Annotated in this window: 20 protein-coding genes; 7 read left to right on the plus strand and 13 right to left on the minus strand. The window is 63.9% G+C overall.

From position 1 onward, the window contains the following. Window positions 1-8: 8 nt before the first annotated feature. From J3S28_RS11060 to J3S28_RS11080, 5 genes are read right to left on the minus strand one after another with little or no spacing between them, the layout of a single operon-like run. Window positions 9-200 carry a ferredoxin gene (locus J3S28_RS11060; RefSeq protein WP_207840445.1) on the minus strand — a complete coding sequence of 64 codons (192 nt, stop codon included), beginning with the start codon at window positions 198-200 and terminating at the stop codon, window positions 9-11. Between the two features lie 15 nt (window positions 201-215). Next, window positions 216-1568, minus strand: coding sequence for a lanosterol 14-alpha demethylase (gene cyp51, locus J3S28_RS11065; RefSeq protein WP_207840447.1), 1353 nt, complete (start codon window positions 1566-1568; stop codon window positions 216-218). Further along, window positions 1565-2359 (minus strand): SDR family oxidoreductase, encoded by a 795-nt coding sequence (locus J3S28_RS11070; protein ID WP_207840449.1) that lies wholly within the window; start codon window positions 2357-2359, stop codon window positions 1565-1567. The genes cyp51 and J3S28_RS11070 overlap by 4 nt, the downstream gene beginning before the upstream one ends. Further along, window positions 2359-3582 carry a cytochrome P450 gene (locus J3S28_RS11075; protein ID WP_207840452.1) on the minus strand — a complete coding sequence of 408 codons (1224 nt, stop codon included), beginning with the start codon at window positions 3580-3582 and terminating at the stop codon, window positions 2359-2361. Before J3S28_RS11075 ends, J3S28_RS11070 begins: the two co-directional genes overlap by 1 nt. Beyond that, window positions 3579-4169, minus strand: a complete 591-nt coding sequence (locus tag J3S28_RS11080; protein WP_084837503.1) for a TetR/AcrR family transcriptional regulator — start codon at window positions 4167-4169, stop codon at window positions 3579-3581. The genes J3S28_RS11075 and J3S28_RS11080 overlap by 4 nt, the downstream gene beginning before the upstream one ends. 66 nt (window positions 4170-4235) lie before the next feature. Between J3S28_RS11080 and J3S28_RS11085 the strand changes: the two genes are divergently transcribed. From J3S28_RS11085 to J3S28_RS11105, 5 genes are read left to right on the plus strand one after another with little or no spacing between them, the layout of a single operon-like run. After that, complete coding sequence (locus J3S28_RS11085; protein ID WP_207840454.1) at window positions 4236-5702, plus strand: aldehyde dehydrogenase; 1467 nt, start codon at window positions 4236-4238, stop codon at window positions 5700-5702. Between the two features lie 13 nt (window positions 5703-5715). Continuing rightward, window positions 5716-6453 carry an SDR family oxidoreductase gene (locus tag J3S28_RS11090; RefSeq protein ID WP_207840456.1) on the plus strand — a complete coding sequence of 246 codons (738 nt, stop codon included), beginning with the start codon at window positions 5716-5718 and terminating at the stop codon, window positions 6451-6453. Next, a complete protein-coding gene (locus J3S28_RS11095; protein WP_207840458.1) occupies window positions 6450-7301 on the plus strand; it encodes an NAD(P)-dependent oxidoreductase in 852 nt (283 codons plus the stop codon). Before J3S28_RS11090 ends, J3S28_RS11095 begins: the two co-directional genes overlap by 4 nt. After that, on the plus strand, window positions 7298-7711 hold the full coding sequence (locus tag J3S28_RS11100; RefSeq protein WP_207840459.1) for a carboxymuconolactone decarboxylase family protein: 414 nt from the start codon (window positions 7298-7300) through the stop codon (window positions 7709-7711). The genes J3S28_RS11095 and J3S28_RS11100 overlap by 4 nt, the downstream gene beginning before the upstream one ends. Beyond that, window positions 7708-8691, plus strand: a complete 984-nt coding sequence (locus J3S28_RS11105) for an LLM class flavin-dependent oxidoreductase (RefSeq protein ID WP_207840461.1) — start codon at window positions 7708-7710, stop codon at window positions 8689-8691. Before J3S28_RS11100 ends, J3S28_RS11105 begins: the two co-directional genes overlap by 4 nt. Here J3S28_RS11105 and J3S28_RS11110 read toward each other — a convergent pair. Beyond that, a complete protein-coding gene (locus tag J3S28_RS11110) occupies window positions 8669-9400 on the minus strand; it encodes an alpha/beta fold hydrolase (protein WP_207840463.1) in 732 nt (243 codons plus the stop codon). The genes J3S28_RS11105 and J3S28_RS11110 overlap by 23 nt on opposite strands. A 75-nt stretch (window positions 9401-9475) precedes the next feature. Here J3S28_RS11110 and J3S28_RS11115 point away from each other — a divergent pair, with 75 nt between their 5' ends. Then, window positions 9476-10375 carry an amidohydrolase family protein gene (locus tag J3S28_RS11115; protein ID WP_207840465.1) on the plus strand — a complete coding sequence of 300 codons (900 nt, stop codon included), beginning with the start codon at window positions 9476-9478 and terminating at the stop codon, window positions 10373-10375. Window positions 10376-10456: 81 nt separating this feature from the next. Here the strand turns inward: J3S28_RS11115 and J3S28_RS11120 are convergent, their stop codons facing one another. Next, a complete protein-coding gene (locus tag J3S28_RS11120) occupies window positions 10457-10738 on the minus strand; it encodes a DUF2277 domain-containing protein (protein ID WP_207840467.1) in 282 nt (93 codons plus the stop codon). A gap of 10 nt (window positions 10739-10748) precedes the next feature. Next, window positions 10749-11717 (minus strand): NADPH:quinone oxidoreductase family protein, encoded by a 969-nt coding sequence (locus J3S28_RS11125; RefSeq protein WP_207840469.1) that lies wholly within the window; start codon window positions 11715-11717, stop codon window positions 10749-10751. Window positions 11718-11757: 40 nt separating this feature from the next. Between J3S28_RS11125 and J3S28_RS11130 the strand changes: the two genes are divergently transcribed. Continuing rightward, entirely contained in the window at window positions 11758-12447 is a 690-nt protein-coding gene (locus tag J3S28_RS11130; protein WP_207840470.1) for a class I SAM-dependent methyltransferase, read from the plus strand. Here the strand turns inward: J3S28_RS11130 and J3S28_RS11135 are convergent. The 5 genes from J3S28_RS11135 to J3S28_RS11155 form a co-directional block, all read right to left on the minus strand. Then, window positions 12432-12962 (minus strand): metallophosphoesterase family protein, encoded by a 531-nt coding sequence (locus J3S28_RS11135; protein WP_207840472.1) that lies wholly within the window; start codon window positions 12960-12962, stop codon window positions 12432-12434. The two genes, J3S28_RS11130 and J3S28_RS11135, sit on opposite strands and share 16 nt — an antisense overlap. Beyond that, window positions 12940-13245, minus strand: a complete 306-nt coding sequence (locus J3S28_RS11140) for a hypothetical protein (RefSeq protein WP_207840474.1) — start codon at window positions 13243-13245, stop codon at window positions 12940-12942. The genes J3S28_RS11135 and J3S28_RS11140 overlap by 23 nt, the downstream gene beginning before the upstream one ends. A gap of 38 nt (window positions 13246-13283) precedes the next feature. Then, window positions 13284-14186, minus strand: a complete 903-nt coding sequence (locus J3S28_RS11145) for an alpha/beta fold hydrolase (RefSeq protein WP_207840476.1) — start codon at window positions 14184-14186, stop codon at window positions 13284-13286. After that, window positions 14183-15988: an N-acyl-D-amino-acid deacylase family protein gene (locus tag J3S28_RS11150; protein WP_207840478.1), complete on the minus strand. Its 1806-nt coding sequence runs from the start codon at window positions 15986-15988 to the stop codon at window positions 14183-14185. Before J3S28_RS11150 ends, J3S28_RS11145 begins: the two co-directional genes overlap by 4 nt. 125 nt (window positions 15989-16113) lie before the next feature. After that, window positions 16114-16719: a TetR/AcrR family transcriptional regulator gene (locus J3S28_RS11155; RefSeq protein ID WP_207840480.1), complete on the minus strand. Its 606-nt coding sequence runs from the start codon at window positions 16717-16719 to the stop codon at window positions 16114-16116. Window positions 16720-16828: the final 109 nt, after the last annotated feature.

Here is a 16828-nt window from a genome sequence, read left to right on the forward strand (position 1 = left end):
ACCATCTTTCATTCTTGAATGACTTTGAGGGCTTGAGTCGGACAGTAACGCACGGCGCGCTCCACGTCCGGCAAATGACTGCTATCGGGTTGCGGGTCAAGAAGATTCACCGAGTCACGCTCAGCCTCGAACAAGTCCGGGGCCTCCATCTCGCACATGCCGTGCCCCTGGCACAGATCCAGATCTACTTCGATCCTCACGGGAACCTCCGCTGACTAACGTGCGCGCTTGCGGTACTTGACGTTGCACGGTTGCGACATCTGCACAACCATCTTCGAGTGATCGTTCTTGTACGACTCCGACGGCTGCGCCAATTCGAACTCGTAGTTCTGCAGCAACACGGAAAAGATCGCCTTGAGCTGCATGATGGCGAACTGAGCACCCACGCAACGGTGCCGGCCGGCACCGAACGGAATCCACGTCCACCGGTTGACCAGATCTTCCTGGCGCGGCTCGAGGTAGCGGTCCGGATCGAAGCTGTCCGGGTTCGGAAAGTCCTCAGGCAGGCGGTTGGACGTCGCCGGCGACACCGCGATGGTCTGCCCCGGCTCGATCAGGAAGTCCTCGACCTCGAACTCGTTCTGAACGACCCGCATCAGCACGATCAACGGCGGGTGCAGGCGCAGCGCCTCTTTGAGCGCTGATTCGAGTTTGGGGATCTGACGCATCGCACCGAAGCTGTATTCAGCACCGTCCGAATAGATGTCGTCGAGTTCGGCGCGCACCTGGTCCATGTATTCCGGATGCCGCAGCAACTCGATCAGCGTCCACGCGGCGGTACCCGAGGTGGTGTGATGACCGGCGAACATCATCGAGATGAACATGCCGGTGATGGTGTCCGCGGTGAACCGCAGGTTGCCCTCGTCGTCGCGGATCGAGATCAGCACATCGAGAAGGTCTTTGTCCTCATCGGTGGCGGGCTCACCGGCAATCCGGGTGTCCATGATCTCCTGAACCAACTCCACCAACCCTTTTCGGGCCGCGTCCCGCTTGCGAAAACTCTCGATGTCGGCATGGGCGTCGACATACGCGATCGGGTCGGTACCCTTCTCGAGATCGTGGTAGAGGTGCGCGAACCGACCGTCTAGCTGCTCTCGGAACTTCTTGCCGATCAGGCAGGCCGAGGAGGTGTAGATCGTCAATTCTGCGAAGAACTCGAGAAGGTCGATTTCGCCCTCGTCGCCCCAATCGGCGATGATGCGCTCGGTCTCCAGCGGGATCGTGATCGCGTGCTGCTTCATATGAGCACCCTTGAGCGCCTGATTGTGCAGCATCTCCGATCGTCGCTCGGGGCTGGCATCGAACACCACACCCTCACCGAAGATCGGGGTCATGAACGGGTAGGCGGCTGCCTGGTCGAGGTCTTCCTCCGAGGCACGGAAGAACGCCTCGTTTGCGACGGCCCCCGAGACCAGCGCGACCTCACGGTCGGCGAGCTGAAAGACCCCGACGTCGCCGCACTCTTCGCGAACCCGCCAGAAGAGACCGATCGGATCAGTCGACAGTTCTTCGAGGTGGCCGTGTTCCCCTTCGCCACCGGATACGCGCTTGGGTTTTGTGAGGGTCATTTCTTGTCTCCTTCGATGCGTGGGACCGGGGCTTCGGCCTCGACCTCGACCAAGCGCATGTGCGCTCCTCGCGGCATGGAAACGATCGTGTGAATCGCTGTGGCGAGATGGATGGGCTTGAGAAAATTGCTGTGGCGGGCCAAGCCGAACGGAATCCAGTCATTGAGAACCGCTGCGCCGACCTCAGGGGTGAAGTTCATCCCCATACCCGTCATCACCTGACCGGGTCGGACGAGGCTGGCCCGCACACCGGTGCCCTCCAGCTCCATCTGGGCCACTTCGGCAAGTCCCTCGACGCCACGTTTGGCGGCGACGTAGGCAGCCATGTGTGGCCGCGGACGCTCGACGACGTCGGAGCTGATGAAGACGAAATCCCCACGCTGCCTTGTGACCATGTCTGGTACGACCCGTCGGTACAAGCGTTGGGCGCCCAGAAGGTGGATGTTGACCTGCGCGGCGAACTCCTCGTTGCTGAACTCGTGTGCGCGTCCCGGATCGAGATCACCCGCCCCGGAGACCACGACCTCGGTCGGCCCGAATTGGGCCTCGGCCTTGGTGACGAACTCGTCGATCGACGCGGCGTCGGTGACGTCGAGCGGCAGGGCCACCGCCTCGCCGCCGGCTTGGGTGATCTGGTCGACGAACTCCTGCGACTTCGCCACCCGCCGGGCGCCCAGCGCGACCGGGAAGCCGGCCGCTGCCAGCATGACGGCGGTGGCGGCGCCGATGCCCGACGATGCTCCGGCGACGATCACCGGCCTACGGTCCGGGTGTGGTGCAAATCTGGGCATCAGCGCGCCCTCACTTTCATGGGAAGCGACGCGAAGCCGCGCACGTTGACCGAGTGGACCCGCTCGGCGTTGTCGATATCGATGTCGACCTGGTTGATCGACTTCACGATCTGGCCCAATGCCACATTCGACTCGAGCCGGGCCAGGTGCGCACCGAGGCAGAAGTGTGTTCCCAGACCGAAGCTGGTGAGTGTCTGAGCGCTGTCCCTACCGATCTCGTAGCGGTCGGCATGGTCGAACACCTCCTCGTCTCGGTTGGCCGAACCGAGCAACAAGAGCACTCGCTGGCCTGCGGGGATGGTGTAGCCGCCGTACTCGACATCCTCGAGCACGCGGCGTACCACGATCTGCGTCGAGTTGTCGTAGCGCAGTGTCTCTTCGGTCCACGCGGGCACGGCTTCTGGATCGGCCATCGGGATCGCTAGCTGATCTGGATAGCGCCAGCCCCAATACACGGCGTTGGCAAGCAGTTTGGTGGTGGTCTCGTTGCCCGCGACGATCATCAGGATCATGAAGCCGATGATCTCGTCTTCGGTCAGTCTGGTCTTCTCACCGGTCTCGTCATCGAGGACCTCGGCGTCCAGCAGCGCCGAGACGAGGTCGGTGCCGGGGTTCTTGCGGCGATCGACGAGCAATTCGCCGTAGTAGCGAGTCAATTCGAAGTACGCGTAGACGGCGGCCTCCGGGACGTCGAAAACACCCTCTTCGCGGTGGATCAGCAGGTCCGATTGGGTACGCAGGTGAGCTCGGTCGGCCACCGGAACGTCTAGCAACTCCGACACGACATCCATCGGCAGCAGTCCGGCGAACTCTGTCACGTAGTCGAACTCCCCCATCTCCAGGCACCGGTCCCAGTGCTGGTGGGTCAGTTCGGCGATCCGATCCGCGAGTTCACCGATGCGCTTGGGCGTGAACCCCTTCGACACCAGTTTGCGAATCCGCATGTGCTTCGGATCATCGAGTGCCAGAAAGGACATCGACTTGTGCGCGTCGGGCCCGTAGGCGGCGGGATCCATCGACACACCCCAGCTGTTCGACAGCCGGGCCGCGTCACGGAACCCGTTGCGCACGTCTTCGTGCTTGGCGAAGGCCCAGAAGTCCATGTCCGCGTTGTGATAAACCGGCGCCTCGGCTCGGAGCCGCGCATAGGTCGGGTACGGATCCTCGTGAAAGTTGTAGTCGTACGGGTCGAACGGGACCTGTGTCTGCATACCTGCGGTCATCGGTTCTCCAGCAGTAGATTGGCCGCGGCGACGAGCCGGTCGGCGATGGCGGAATACGTTTCGTAACCCATGCCGGCGCGGACCAGAGCGCCGGAGTACAGCATTTCGAGTGCTTCGAGCAGGCTCTCGTCGGCCGGCGCCCCAGTGTCTGCCACCAGTGCCGACGACAGCCGCTGCCGGATCAGCACGCCGATACGCACCCGTAGGTGCTCGACGTCGGGATCCGATCCGAGAAGCGACGCCGTGACCGCCCGCGCCAACTGGTTGTCGTCTTCTACCGCCAGTGACACCGAACGAAGGACAACAGCCACCCGCTCCGCCCTGGGCAGCGACGGATCGGGCTCCACGATTTCTTCTGCCAAACGGCGCCAGAACAGTTCGGCGACCACGTGCCCCTTGGAGCTGAAGTAGGTATAGGCGGTTGCGGGCGCGACACCGGCACGCTTGGCCACCGACCGCACCGTCAGGGCGTCGTAACCGACTTCGCGGAGCACCTCGACCGCAGCCTCGGTGAGCTTGTTCACCGTGTCTGCCTGCGCGGTGGTGAGCCGACGGCGAGTGGATTCGAAAGAAACCGGACTGGACATGGACAGTGACATTACACTAGGTTCAAACGCGAGTCCAGACACGTGTCCAGAAGGAGGCGATCGGCGATGACGCTGAGGCCAGAAAGCAGCTCCGAGCTGTTGATAGACGGGAAATTGGTACCGGGATCCGGCGGCACCTTCGACATCATCAACCCGGCCACCGAGGAGGTGATCGGGCAAGCCGCCGACGGCACCGCAGCCGACATGGACGCGGCCATCGCGGCAGCACGAACCGCTTTCGACACGACCACCTGGTCACGTGATCCGGCGTTCCGCGCGAAGTGCCTAAGGCAACTACGCGATGCGTTGCAGGGCCACGTCGACGAACTCCGGGAGATCACCATCGCCGAGGTCGGGGCACCACACTTCCTCACCTCGGGTCCACAACTCGAGGGACCCATCGCCGACCTGGGCTACTTCGCCGACCTGGCCGAGAACTACGAGTGGAGTGCCGACCTCGGTCGCGCCAAGCCGATGGGCATCAAGAACGACCGCGTGGTGCAACGCGAGGCCGCCGGCGTCGTCGGCGCCATCACACCGTGGAACTTCCCGCACCAGATCAACTTCGCCAAGATCGGGCCCGCGCTGGCCGCCGGCTGCACCGTCGTGCTCAAACCTGCCCCCGACACCCCCTGGTGTGCGGCACTGGTCGGCAAGGTCATCGCCGAGGAAACCGACATCCCCCCAGGCGTCATCAACATCGTGACCTCGAGTGACCACAGCGTCGGAGCATTGCTCTCGACCGACCCTCGAGTCGACATCGTCTCGTTCACCGGCTCCACCGCCACCGGCAAAAAGGTGATGATCGCCGCGGCCGAGTCGCTCAAGCGGGTCTTCCTCGAACTCGGCGGCAAATCGGCGTTCATCGTCCTCGACGATGCCGACCTCGCCTCGGCCTGCTCGATGGCCGGATTCTCTGTGGTCACCCACGCAGGCCAGGGATGTGCCATCACCACCCGCCTCCTGGTGCCGCGCGAAAAGTACTCCGAGGCAATCGGACACGTGCGCGACAGCATGGCGGGACTGCCTGCTGGCGATCCGTCCGATTCCGGGACGATCTGCGGACCGGTCATCTCCGCAGTGCAACGTGACCGCGTCGAGAGCTACATCCAGCTCGCCCGCGACGAAGGCGGCACCATCGAGATCGGTGGCGGACGCCCCGCGAACAAGGACAAGGGCTACTTCATCGAGCCGACGCTGATCTCCGGCGTCGAGAACTCGGCTCGGGTTGCCCAGGAAGAGATCTTCGGCCCCGTGCTCGTGATCATCCCGCACGACGGCGACGACGACGCGATCCGGATCGCCAACGACTCCCCCTACGGACTGTCCGGCGCGGTCTGGGGCACCGATCCCGACCGCATCAAGAAGGTGGTCGACGGCGTCCGCACCGGGACCATGAGCATCAACGGCGGGATCTGGTACTCCGCCGACATCCCCTTCGGCGGCTACAAACAGTCCGGAATCGGCCGCGAGATGGGTGTGGCCGGCTTCGAGGAGTACTTGGAAACAAAAGCCATCGCGACACCAGCATAGGGAGCAAGAAACAGTGAGCAACAACAGATTCGCAGGCAAGACCGCCATTGTGACCGGTGCCGCCGGTGGGATCGGCGAGGTCTACGCACGGCAGCTGGCTACCGAGGGTGCCAACGTCGTCGTCGCCGACCTCAACGACGAGGCCGGCAAGCAGGTCGCCGCAGATATCGGAGGCCTCTACGTCAGCACCGATGTCGCCGATCCCGAGTCCGCGCAGGCCCTGGCCACCGCGACGCTCGACGCGTACGGACAGATCGACTACCTCGTCAACAACGCCGCCATCTACGGCGGGATGCAGCTCGACTTCCTCATCACCGTTCCCTGGGACTACTACAAGAAGTTCATGAGCGTGAACCTCGACGGTGCACTCAACGTGACCAGGGCCGTCTACGGGCACATGAAACCCGGTAGTGCAATCGTGAACCAGTCCTCGACTGCAGCATGGCTTTACAGCGGTTTCTACGGACTGGCCAAGGTCGGTGTCAACGGCCTGACCCAGCAGTTGGCGACCGAACTCGGCGGTTCCGGCATCCGTGTCAACGCCATCGCACCAGGACCGATCGACACCGAGGCCACCAAGTCGACCACGCCGGGCAACATGGTCAAGGACATGGTCGCCAAGTTGCCACTGTCCCGGATGGGAACCCCCGACGACCTCGTCGGCATGCTCCTGTTCCTGCTCTCCGACGAGGCGAGCTGGATCACCGGGCAGATCTTCAATGTCGACGGCGGACAGATCATCCGGTCATGAGCGAACACGCACCCGTCGGTTTCATCGGTCTGGGCAACATGGGACTGCCGATGGCGCAGCAGCTGGCCGGATGGGAAGGCGGATTGACCTTCTCCGACCTGAACCCGGACATCGACGTGGAGGGCGCGACACGGGCTGATTCCGCTGCCGAACTTGCCAAGTCCGCGAGCGTCATCGGAGTGACGGTCCTCAACGACGAGCAGGTTCTCGCCGTGGTGGCCGGGCCGAAGGGCATCCTCGAAACGGCGGCGCCGGGCACCGTGATCGCGATCCATTCGACGATCAGCCCCCAGACAGCAGTCGACCTGGAAAAGCGTTGTGCAGCAGAGGGCGTGGCCCTGGTCGACGCCCCGGTATCCGGGGGTGCGGACGGAGCAAAACAGGGCCGTCTGGCAATCATGGTCGGTGGCGAGCGGGACGCCTATCTGAAACTGAAGGAACCGTACTCGCTGGTTTCGGACATGATGATCCATGCCGGGCCCATCGGGGCCGGTACCAAGATGAAGCTGGCCCGGAATCTCCTTCACTTCATCTCGTTCACCGCCACCACCGAGGCCTCTCGGCTCGCCGAGGCGGCCGGGATCGACATCGTCAAGCTCGGCAAGGTGGTTCGCCACACCGATGCGATCACCGGTGGGGCCGGAGCGATCATGTTGCGGGACAGCACTGCCCCGATTGCCAAAGACGACTTCTGGTACGACATCTTCACCCACGTGCGGGGACTCGGGGAGAAGGACCTCGGATTGGCTTTGCAACTGGGAGCTGAACTGGGCGTGGAACTTCCACTGGGCGAGATCGCCCTGGAACGGTTTGCCGACGGCTTGGGCGTGGGAAGGGACAACGCATGACATCGGAAGAAACAACTGAGCAGCGTCAGAAAGGCTTGGACATGATGTCCAAGGTCTACGGCTGGGAGATGAAGGACGGGCCGGGAGACTTTTTCGCGCACACTGCCGATCACCTCTTCGGCGAGGTATGGACGCGTGAGGGGCTCTCGATCCGGGATCGTCGGTTGCTTCTCCTGGGCGCACTGGCGGCGACCGGCCAAACAGATGTCGCAGAGATCCAAGCGGGTGCCGCCCTTGGCAACGGGGAACTCGACGGTGACCAGCTTCGCGAGATCGCCCTCTTTCTCTGCTATTACATCGGGTGGCCGCAGGGCACCCGGCTCAACTTCATGTTCGGCGACGTCATCGGCAAGTATGAGAAAGCGCAGCGGAAGCAGGCTGAGAGCAACGGGACCCCAGCGAGCTCATGACCTTCTTCGCGACCCGGTACGACTTCCGGGCGCCTGGCGCCTCGCCGACCGCGCGTGCCGAACTGTTCGCGCGCGCGGTCGAGCAGGTCTCCTATCTCGATACCCACGATCAGGATGTCGTGATGCTGTCGGAGCATCACGGCTCCCCCGACGGGTATCTTCCGAACCCGTTGATGGTTGCCTCGGCGTTTGCGGCGGTCACATCGCGGATCATGCTCACGATCTCCGCCGTCGTCGTCAATCTGCATCACCCGCTCCGGCTCGCCGAAGACATCGCGGTGCTCGATCACCTCAGTGGTGGCCGGGTGTCGTACACCCTCGGACTGGGCTACCTCCCCGACGAATACGCCCAGCTCGGCGCGTCCTGGAAAACCCGCGGCGCCGACATCGAACGCACGATCACGGTTCTGCGCCAGGCCTGGACCGGTCAGGAGTTCGAGTTCGACGGACGCCCGGTGACGGTCACCCCGACACCCCTGTCGCAGCCGCATCCCATGTTGTCCTACGGCGGAGGATCTCGAGCGGCAGCGCTCCGGGCGGCACGTCTGAACCTCGGCTTTCAGCCTCAAGTCGCCGACCCTGAACTGCGGGAGTTGTACAACGCCGAATGTCGGGCCCACGGTCGAGAACCCGGCTTCGTCATGACTCCGCCACCGGGACCGTCGACGGTGTTCTGTGCCGAGGATCCCGATCATTTCTGGCGCGAGTACGGTGAGTTCCTCCTCGCCGACGCCAAAGCCTACGACGCCTGGCACGGCGACCACGCGTCTCATGTCAGGGACAGTTCGACGAGCGTGGCCGAATTACGAAGTGGCACAGGTTACGTCGTGTGCACTCCGGATGATCTCATCGCGCGCTGCCGGAGCCGGGAGTTCAAGCTCGTCACCAGCCACCCTCTGTGCGGCGGCATGCCAGAGAAGCCGTCCTGGGAGAGCGTTCACCTGATCGGCGAGAAGGTCATCCCCGCTCTGAAGGCCTGACGTCGATGGACTCCGCGAACTCAGTGATCGACGCGCCCGTGAGCTCTGGCTGGATGAGTGGGAACAGATGACTCGCTCGAGGTATCACCGTCAGGTTCGCGCGCGGTGACACCGCTGCGAAGCGACGTTCGTTCACGCGGAACTGGTCCCACCCACCGTTCATGAACTCGATCGGACCCGGATACTGCGCGAGTTCGCCCAGAGCATCGAACCGGGAAACCTCGGCAACGACGTCCTTGATCGATGCCAACGCAAGGCCACCGATCTCCATGTCGCTCGACACCTGTCGTCCGACCGCGGCGCGGGTCAGCCACCGGCTCATGGTCGCAGCTTGCTCCGGCAGGTACGCGGTTGCGGCCCCGAAGGCACGGAACGGGGTGGCGAAGAGCCGGCTGGGTTGCGCGGTCGCGCACATCGCGACCAGGCCTGCGACCAGTTCTGGACGCCTGCCCGCGACCGCCATCGAGACGTAGCCACCCATCGACATACCGGCCACCACCGCCGGCCGGCCGAGCGAGTCGATTGCATCGACGATGGTGTCGACAGCGCCGGCGAGGGTGAAGGTCTCCTCCCTGCGCTCACCGTGACCAGGAAGGTCGGGATACACCACCCTTCGACCGGGAATGGCAGCGGCAATCCGGTGCAGTGAGGCACCGCTGACGCGAATCCCATGGACGAGGACGACTGGCGTAGGTGCAGGCGCAGACACGTCGCCAGTATGCCTACGCTGCCGATCACCAGGCGTCTCCGGGATGAACACCGTCGGTGGGTAACGTGAAGAACTGTGTCTGAACCCGAAGCGCTGTCCGCCGCCGAGGCCGAAGCCGTTCGCGCCGTCTGGCAGCAACTCGGCCTGCCCGGACTGATCGATGTGCACACCCACTTCATGCCGAAGCCGGTCATGGACAAGGTCTGGGCGTACTTCGATTCGGTGGGACCCCTGGTCGGCCGGGAGTGGCCGATCACCTACCGCGCTGACGAGAACCGGCGGGTCGAGGTCCTTCGCGAGTTCGGTGTTCGCGCGTTCACGTCGATGATCTATCCCCACAAACCGGAGATGGCTGCGTGGCTCAACAGCTGGGCCGCCGACTTCGCCGCACACACGCCGGATTGCCTCCACACGGCGACGTTCTATCCGGAAGCCTCCGCGCCCGAGTATGTGAGCGCAGCCATCGAGGCCGGGACGAAAGTGTTCAAGTCCCACATCCAGGTCGGCAACTACAGTCCGACTGATCCGCTGCTCGACGGCGTCTGGGGCGCGATCTCCGACGCGGCAGTACCGGTGGTCATCCATTGCGGATCGGGCCCGGCTCCCGGACAGTTCACCGGACCGCAGCCGATCACCGAACTGCTGCGCAGATTTCCGAGACTTCCGCTCGTCATCGCCCACATGGGCATGCCTGAGTACGACGAGTTCCTGGATCTGGCAACAACATACGACCGGGTTCATCTCGACACCACCATGGCGTTCACCGACTTCGCCGAAGAGATGGCGCCGTTCCCGGCCCCCTCGGCCCACAAGCTTCGCGACCTCGGCGATCGCATCCTCTGGGGCAGCGACTTCCCCAACATTCCCTACACCTACACCAGCGCGCTGGACGCCGTGACGCGGCTCGGCCTGGGTGATGACTGGACGCGCGGGGTGCTCTACGACAACGCCGCCCGGCTGTTCGCTATCGCCTGACCCGCAGATACACACGTTCCAGCCAAAACCACATGTTGCAACGTGTGATTTTGACTGAAACATGTGGATTTACAGGGGGTTTCAGGTCTGGGCAGCCGCCCGGGCCGCGATCCGGGCCTGCACCTCCGGCCTGCGCAGCGGCGGAACCGTCTTCGGCGGTTGGCGCCGGGCCGGCAGCGACTGCAGTAGCTCCGTCGTCGCCGCCGTCACCCGCTGCACCGCGAGTTCGAAGGCGTCGACGCTCGCCGCAGACGGCTTCTGTACGCCGCTGACCTTACGTACGTACTGCCGCGCCGCCGCCTCGATCTCGACGTCGGTCGCGGGCGGTTCGAGACCGCGCAGTTCAGTTATGTTGCGGCACATCGGTACTCCCTCATTCAGAAATCTTGACAACCGCCTTGCCCAGGATCTTGCCGTTTGCGAGATCGTCGAGCGCCTGCGGAAGCTGGTCCAGCGTGTACGTGACATTGACCGGCGGACGCATCCCGTCTGCGACCATGGCCGTCAGGTCCTCGTGCAACTGGGCAGGCAAAGCCGGATGCGTACGTACGTACTCGCCCCAGGCCGCGCCCACCACCGAGATGTTCCGGAACAGGACGCGGTTCAGCTTGACCGTCGGGATCCCGCCGGCCGCGAACCCGATGACCACGAAGCGCCCGTCAGGTGCGACCTGGCGCAGGGCCTCGTCGAAGACCTCTCCGCCGACCGGATCGATCAGCACATCGACACCACTGCCGGTGAGGTCTTTGATCTTTGCGCCCCAGCCCTCTTCGAGCTGGACGACTTCGTCGGCTCCGACCGAGCGGAGCAAGTCCTCGGCGCCCTTCCGATGCACGATCGCGATGACCTTCGCGCCCATGGCTTTTGCGACCTGGATGGTTGCGACTCCGACACCGCCCGCACTACCCAGGACACCTACGGTCTCCCCCGGCTGCAGGTTCGCCCGCGTCTTGAGCGCGAAGATCGCGGTCTGCAGGTTGATACCCATGGCCGCACCCTCGTCGAAGCTCAGTTCCGGCGGGATCCGCAGCAATTGGTCGGGGGACGCAACCACCTTCTCAGCGAAACCGCCGACGATCGACATGACCTGGACGCGATCGCCGACGGAGAATCCCGAACCGGCCGGCGCCTGCGCGACCACGCCCGCGACCTCGGTTCCAGGAGTGAAAGGAACCGGCACCTTGAGCTGGTACTTGCCCTGACTCATCAGCAGGTCGGGAAAGCACACCCCGCACGATTTGACGTCGACGAGCACTTGATCGTCGTTGGGAACGGGATCGGGGACGTCATTGAGGGTGAGTCCGCTCGGGCCGGCTTCTTCGTTCAGTATCTGCGCCTTCATAACGCACAACCCTACGCGGCACGCCACTAGGATCACAGGCATGACATCAGTACCCGAGATCAGCACCGAGCAACCGTCCGAGCGGCATCTCCAAGCGGCCGCCGACGCCCCCGGTTTCATGCCCATCGACGAGGCCATCGCGCTGTATCAGGTTGCCGGACAGTATCTGTCGAAGGATGATGCCGTCGGAATCGGCGTCGAGATCGGCACGTACTGCGGCAAGTCCACCGTGTTCCTCGGCGCAGCGGCCGAGCCCGTGGGCGCAACCATCGTGACCATCGATCATCACCGCGGTTCCGAGGAACACCAGCCAGGCTGGGAGTATCACGACACCTCGCTCGTCGATCCGCATACGGGCACCCTCGACACGTCCGCCCGATTCCGGCAGACCATGTGGGATGCAGGACTCGAAGACACCGTCATCGGGCTGCTGGCCACGTCGACCGCAGCCGCGAAGGTGTGGGGCCGGCCCGCCGACTTCATCTTCATCGACGGTGGTCACAGCAGCGAAGCAGCTCAGAACGACCTCGCCGGCTGGGCCCCATGGGTGCGCGTCGGCGGCGCCCTACTGATCCACGACGTCTTCCCCGACCCTGCGGACGGCGGACGTCCCCCATTCGAGATCTACGAGAAGGCCCTCTCGACCGGCCAGTTCACCGAGGTCGGTGTCCAGGGATCCTTGCGGGTGCTGCGACGCGACTCAGGCGAGCCCGGTCAGCCGCTCTTCTGATTCCTGACCGGGAGCTTGTGCACCCGGACCTCGAGCACCGGCTCCTCACCGATCGTCCCCTCGCCGATCGTTGCCGTCATGTACGTGCAGTACGGCTGCCTGCGGCGATCGGTGGGTGAACCCGGGTTGAGCAGCCGCAGCCCGGTGTCGCTGGTCGTGTCCCAGGGGATGTGGCTGTGCCCGAACACGAGAACGTCGGTGTCGGGGTACGCCAGCGACATCCGCTTCTCGCGGCCGGTCGCCGCACCGGTTTCGTGAGTGATCGTGAACCGCAGCCCGCCGAGTTCGACATCGACGCGTTCGGGCATCCGGGCACGCAGATCGTCGCCGTCGTTGTTGCCCCAGCATGCGATCAGCCGTCGGGACCGGGCCTCGAGCGCCTCGAATGACGCAAGGTCCACCCAGTCGCCGGCGTGTATGACCACATCGGCACGGTCCACCGCGTCCCAGACCTGCCCGGGCAGGTCCCGGGCGCGCTTGGGGATATGGGTGTCAGAGATGAGCAGCAGGTCCACTGGTCGAACGTAGCGTGCGCCGGGCGCCGATGGAGGTGGCGATGACAAGAATGGCCGCTACGACGAAGCAGACGGACGCGTAGAGGAGGCTACCGACCTGCGTGCCGTCCGAGGTGAACCCGTCGCGTGCGCCGAAATAGTCCGGCAGCGCCGATATCCAGAGTGCAGCAAGGACCAGCAGGTAGATCGGGCCGAAGACGCGCACGAACTGATTCGGGACCGGTCCCTGCCCACCTCGTCGTTCACGATTCCATTGCGGGATCAGCACCGCCAGCTCGAGCACCGGCAGTGTCCCGTTGGACAGCTCGAGAGGGTTTCGTATCAGTCCGTCAGAAAGGCGATGATGTTCTCGTTCACAGCCGTTGGTTGCTCGACCTGCAGGAAATGTCCTGCTTTGTCGATGATGTGCACTCGACTGCCCTGAGGTAACACCTCTCGAACCGGAGCGACGTATTCGACCTGCATACATCCGTCGTCAGCGCCGTGGAGATACAGGGTGGGCACTATCGGTGCCCCACGCCAGACTCGCTGTAACTCTCGGTAACGCGCCTTCGGACGTCGCGGCGACGGGACCGATCGGTAATACCGTAAGGCGGCCCAGCGGTTCTCGAGAGTGGGCAGCGAAGCGAAGACGTATTCCAGGTCCTCGGTCGCGTCGTAACCCGGAGACCAATCACTCCACAGCCATGGGATCAGGCGACCGAGAGATCGCTCCGAGATCAGGGGCAGCTGGTTGAACATGATGTACCAACTGTTGCGCGCCTGTCGGCGCGATAGCCGCAACCGACTCCAGGTCGACAGATCGGACTTCGTCATCGCCGGCACCGGCGGCACCGACATCGACACAACCGACCGAAACGGTGAATTCTCATACGCCGCCAGGGCGTTCGCGGTCACCGCGCCCCAGTCGTGCCCGATGAGCACGGCGTCCTTCCCGCCTCCCAGTTCACGGTGCACCCCGAGTACGTCATGCATCAGGGCGCCGATGTTGAAGTCGCGGTCGGACGGGATGTCGGTGGGCGCGTATCCGCGGGTGAACGGTGCGACGACGCGGTACCCCTCACCGGCCAATGCTGGTCCCAGATATCGCCACGACCACGCTGAATCGGGGTACCCGTGCAGCAATATCGCCAACGGCCCGTCGGCGGGACCCCAGGTCAATGCCGCGATGGTGAGTTCGGGCAACTCGATCCGAAGCGTGCTCGGGGACGAGGCGCCGGTCACGGTGCGACGACCGACGGGCGCACCTCAACACCGGTCTGCGCCGAGGTCGTCGGGGCCGTGGGGCGGCCGGCGCGGAGAAAGCTCCCGGTTCGGTCCGTTCCCAGGACTGCGGTGGGTTGTCCGTCGAGAACCACCCGCCGGCCACTGATGAACACGGCGCGCACAGTCTCGTTGTTGCGGTTGACCATTCGCGACAGCCCACCATATTGGGCCACTTGCTCCTCGTGATACCCCTCGAGTGTCTCGTCGAGATGCTCCGGATCGAGGATCGACAGATCCGCGCGGTCCCCCACCCGAAGATGGCCGGCGTCGATGTCGTACCAGTCAGCGATCTCGCCGCTCAGCCGATGGACCGCCCTCTCCACCGACATGAACGGGGTGCTGGCGAGTTCGGCGTCGCGCACGTGCTTGAGCAGGCGTAGACCCATGTTGTAGAACGCCATGTTCCGCAGGTGCGCACCGGCGTCTGAGAACCCCAACTGGATGTAGTCTGCCGTCGCGAACTTCTTGAGCACCTCCGGACGGTGGTTCGAGATGGTGGTGTACCACCGAAGTGTGCGGCCGTGCTCGAGGACCAGATCGAGGAAGGCATCCACGGGATGTATGCCGCCGCGGTCGAGGCCAACCTGACCAAACGATTTACCGATGACGGACGGGTCAGGGCAATCGGTGATCTCGGCATCGAAGAAGTCTCGATGCCACACCCGGATGCCCAATTTCTGGTCGTAATCCTTGCGGAAGCGCCGACGATAGTCTTCGTCGCGCATCAGGTCGTCCCGCTCGATGCAGTCGGTCAGGTGCATCGCCAATTCCCCCGAACCGAACTCCTCGAAGATGACGAAATCGATGCCGTCGGCGTAGACCGTGAACGGCACCGGAAGATGCTGGAAGCGCACATTTGCTCCCAGCCGGTTGGCGACGGTTGCCAGGCCCTGGAGCACGTACGGCGACACCGGGTTGGATTTGACGTCCGCGGCGGCGAGCAGGGTGGTCTTCAGGGGTTTGCGACCCAGACCGATCGATCCGAATGCCTGAAAGGCGAGGTCTAGCGGCATCTTTATGTCAGGAGCTGATTGCAGGATACGACCGCGCCTGCGCACGATGCCCTTCAGTCGCCTCTTCTCGAGAAACTTCGAATACGTCGACGGCAGCGTGCGCGATCGGCACAGCTCGCCGTCGAGCTTGTCGAATCGCAATTGATTCGTCGACAGGCCGATGAATCCGGCATCAAGGGCCTCGCCCAGCATGCGTTCCATGCGGCGGAGCTCGGCCTTCGTCGGCTTGATGTCATCGTCGGTCGCACGCTCGAGGCCCATCGTGGTGGCACGGATGTCCGAGTGCCCGATGAACGAACAGACGTTGGGGCCGAGAGGACGGGTTTCGATTGCCCGGATGTACTCTTCACTGCTGTTCCACGTCTTGTTTGCTTCCAGGGACGAGATCACATGGTCGCGCGGGATGGCTTCCACCCTGCCGAACAGATCGCCCGCGACGACGGGATCGGCGTGAATCGTCGATATGGAGCACGATCCCAGCGCAACCGTGGTCACGCCGTGCCGAACCGATTCTGCCAGCCCCGCGCCCTCGAGGACCTCGATGTCGTAGTGCGTATGGATATCGAGAAATCCCGGCACCACCCACATGCCCGACGCATCCACGACGTCATCGCACCCGTCGGCATCAAGGGGTTCGGCGGAAACCGCTGCGACGCGGCCGTCTGTGATGCCGAGATCCCGGATCGCAGACGGTGCACCTGTCCCGTCGAACCACCGCCCGTTGCGGATGATCGTATCGAAAGCCATTGAAAATCCTCCCCTTTGGCGGGGTCGACCCCTTGTCACCCCACGACGGCGACACTTGTGCGGTTGACCATACACCTCAGGGAAAACGTATGGTGGCGATTCAGGAGATCGCCACCGCGGATGGCTCAGGCCCGTTGGGGCCAAGCGAGCGCCGGGCCCAACCAACGGGCGAAAAAGCGCCGCAACTGCGCTCCGTCGTAAGGGGCCGGGCCACGATCGACCAGGTAGGAGTGCAGCAGTCGAAGCGTGAACTCGGCCAATTCGTCGACGGCATCGTCATCGAAACCGCGGGACTCCCAATCGACGTCGAAGCGGCGCAACATGCTGCGACCAAACGTGATCGCGGCGTCCCCGGTCAGCGACACAGTTGCTCCCGTCTGGCCTGAACCACCGAGCAAGAATCTGATGCGCTCATCGCCGGCCAGATTCTCCACGCTGAAGGCCATCGATTCGACCATCGCCTCCACCGGGTCGGTCATACCTTCGAGGTGCCGCGCCAGTTGATCTAGGAAACCATTCGCCGATCGCATGGCGACAGCGATGAGGAGCGCATCGCTGCCCGGAAAATACCGGTAGACGGTTTGTCGCGTCACCCCGAGAGACCGTGCGACATCGGCGATCCTGACCGTCGAGCCGGGCTCGGCGACCATGGCGGCCGCCGCATCGAGAATCCGGTCGATGGCTTCCTCATCAGAAGCGGGTGCATTGCCCGACCAGCCGTGACTACGCATGCAACTTCTCACGCCTCGCCGGCCGGACGTAACCCGGAGTCATCTGCACGACACTGATCATAGTGGTGGGCTGCCGCCCGAGATCTGCATCTTGGCGATGGTCCGGTCG

The organism is Williamsia soli (assembly GCF_017377795.1).
Classification (GTDB): domain Bacteria; phylum Actinomycetota; class Actinomycetes; order Mycobacteriales; family Mycobacteriaceae; genus Williamsia; species Williamsia soli.

What these genes read in the sequence shown, in the direction of transcription:
- cyp51 (WP_207840447.1), bottom strand. Translation starts at nt 1,568, where the DNA reads ATGACCCTCACAAAACCCAAGCGCGTATCCGGTGGCGAAGGGGAACAC.
- J3S28_RS11070 (WP_207840449.1), bottom strand. Translation starts at nt 2,359, where the DNA reads ATGCCCAGATTTGCACCACACCCGGACCGTAGGCCGGTGATCGTCGCC.
- J3S28_RS11075 (WP_207840452.1), bottom strand. Translation starts at nt 3,582, where the DNA reads ATGACCGCAGGTATGCAGACACAGGTCCCGTTCGACCCGTACGACTAC.
- J3S28_RS11080 (WP_084837503.1), bottom strand. Translation starts at nt 4,169, where the DNA reads ATGTCCAGTCCGGTTTCTTTCGAATCCACTCGCCGTCGGCTCACCACC.
- J3S28_RS11085 (WP_207840454.1), top strand. Translation starts at nt 4,236, where the DNA reads ATGACGCTGAGGCCAGAAAGCAGCTCCGAGCTGTTGATAGACGGGAAA.
- J3S28_RS11095 (WP_207840458.1), top strand. Translation starts at nt 6,450, where the DNA reads ATGAGCGAACACGCACCCGTCGGTTTCATCGGTCTGGGCAACATGGGA.
- J3S28_RS11100 (WP_207840459.1), top strand. Translation starts at nt 7,298, where the DNA reads ATGACATCGGAAGAAACAACTGAGCAGCGTCAGAAAGGCTTGGACATG.
- J3S28_RS11105 (WP_207840461.1), top strand. Translation starts at nt 7,708, where the DNA reads ATGACCTTCTTCGCGACCCGGTACGACTTCCGGGCGCCTGGCGCCTCG.
- J3S28_RS11120 (WP_207840467.1), bottom strand. Translation starts at nt 10,738, where the DNA reads ATGTGCCGCAACATAACTGAACTGCGCGGTCTCGAACCGCCCGCGACC.
- J3S28_RS11125 (WP_207840469.1), bottom strand. Translation starts at nt 11,717, where the DNA reads ATGAAGGCGCAGATACTGAACGAAGAAGCCGGCCCGAGCGGACTCACC.
- J3S28_RS11130 (WP_207840470.1), top strand. Translation starts at nt 11,758, where the DNA reads ATGACATCAGTACCCGAGATCAGCACCGAGCAACCGTCCGAGCGGCAT.
- J3S28_RS11150 (WP_207840478.1), bottom strand. Translation starts at nt 15,988, where the DNA reads ATGGCTTTCGATACGATCATCCGCAACGGGCGGTGGTTCGACGGGACA.
- J3S28_RS11155 (WP_207840480.1), bottom strand. Translation starts at nt 16,719, where the DNA reads ATGCGTAGTCACGGCTGGTCGGGCAATGCACCCGCTTCTGATGAGGAA.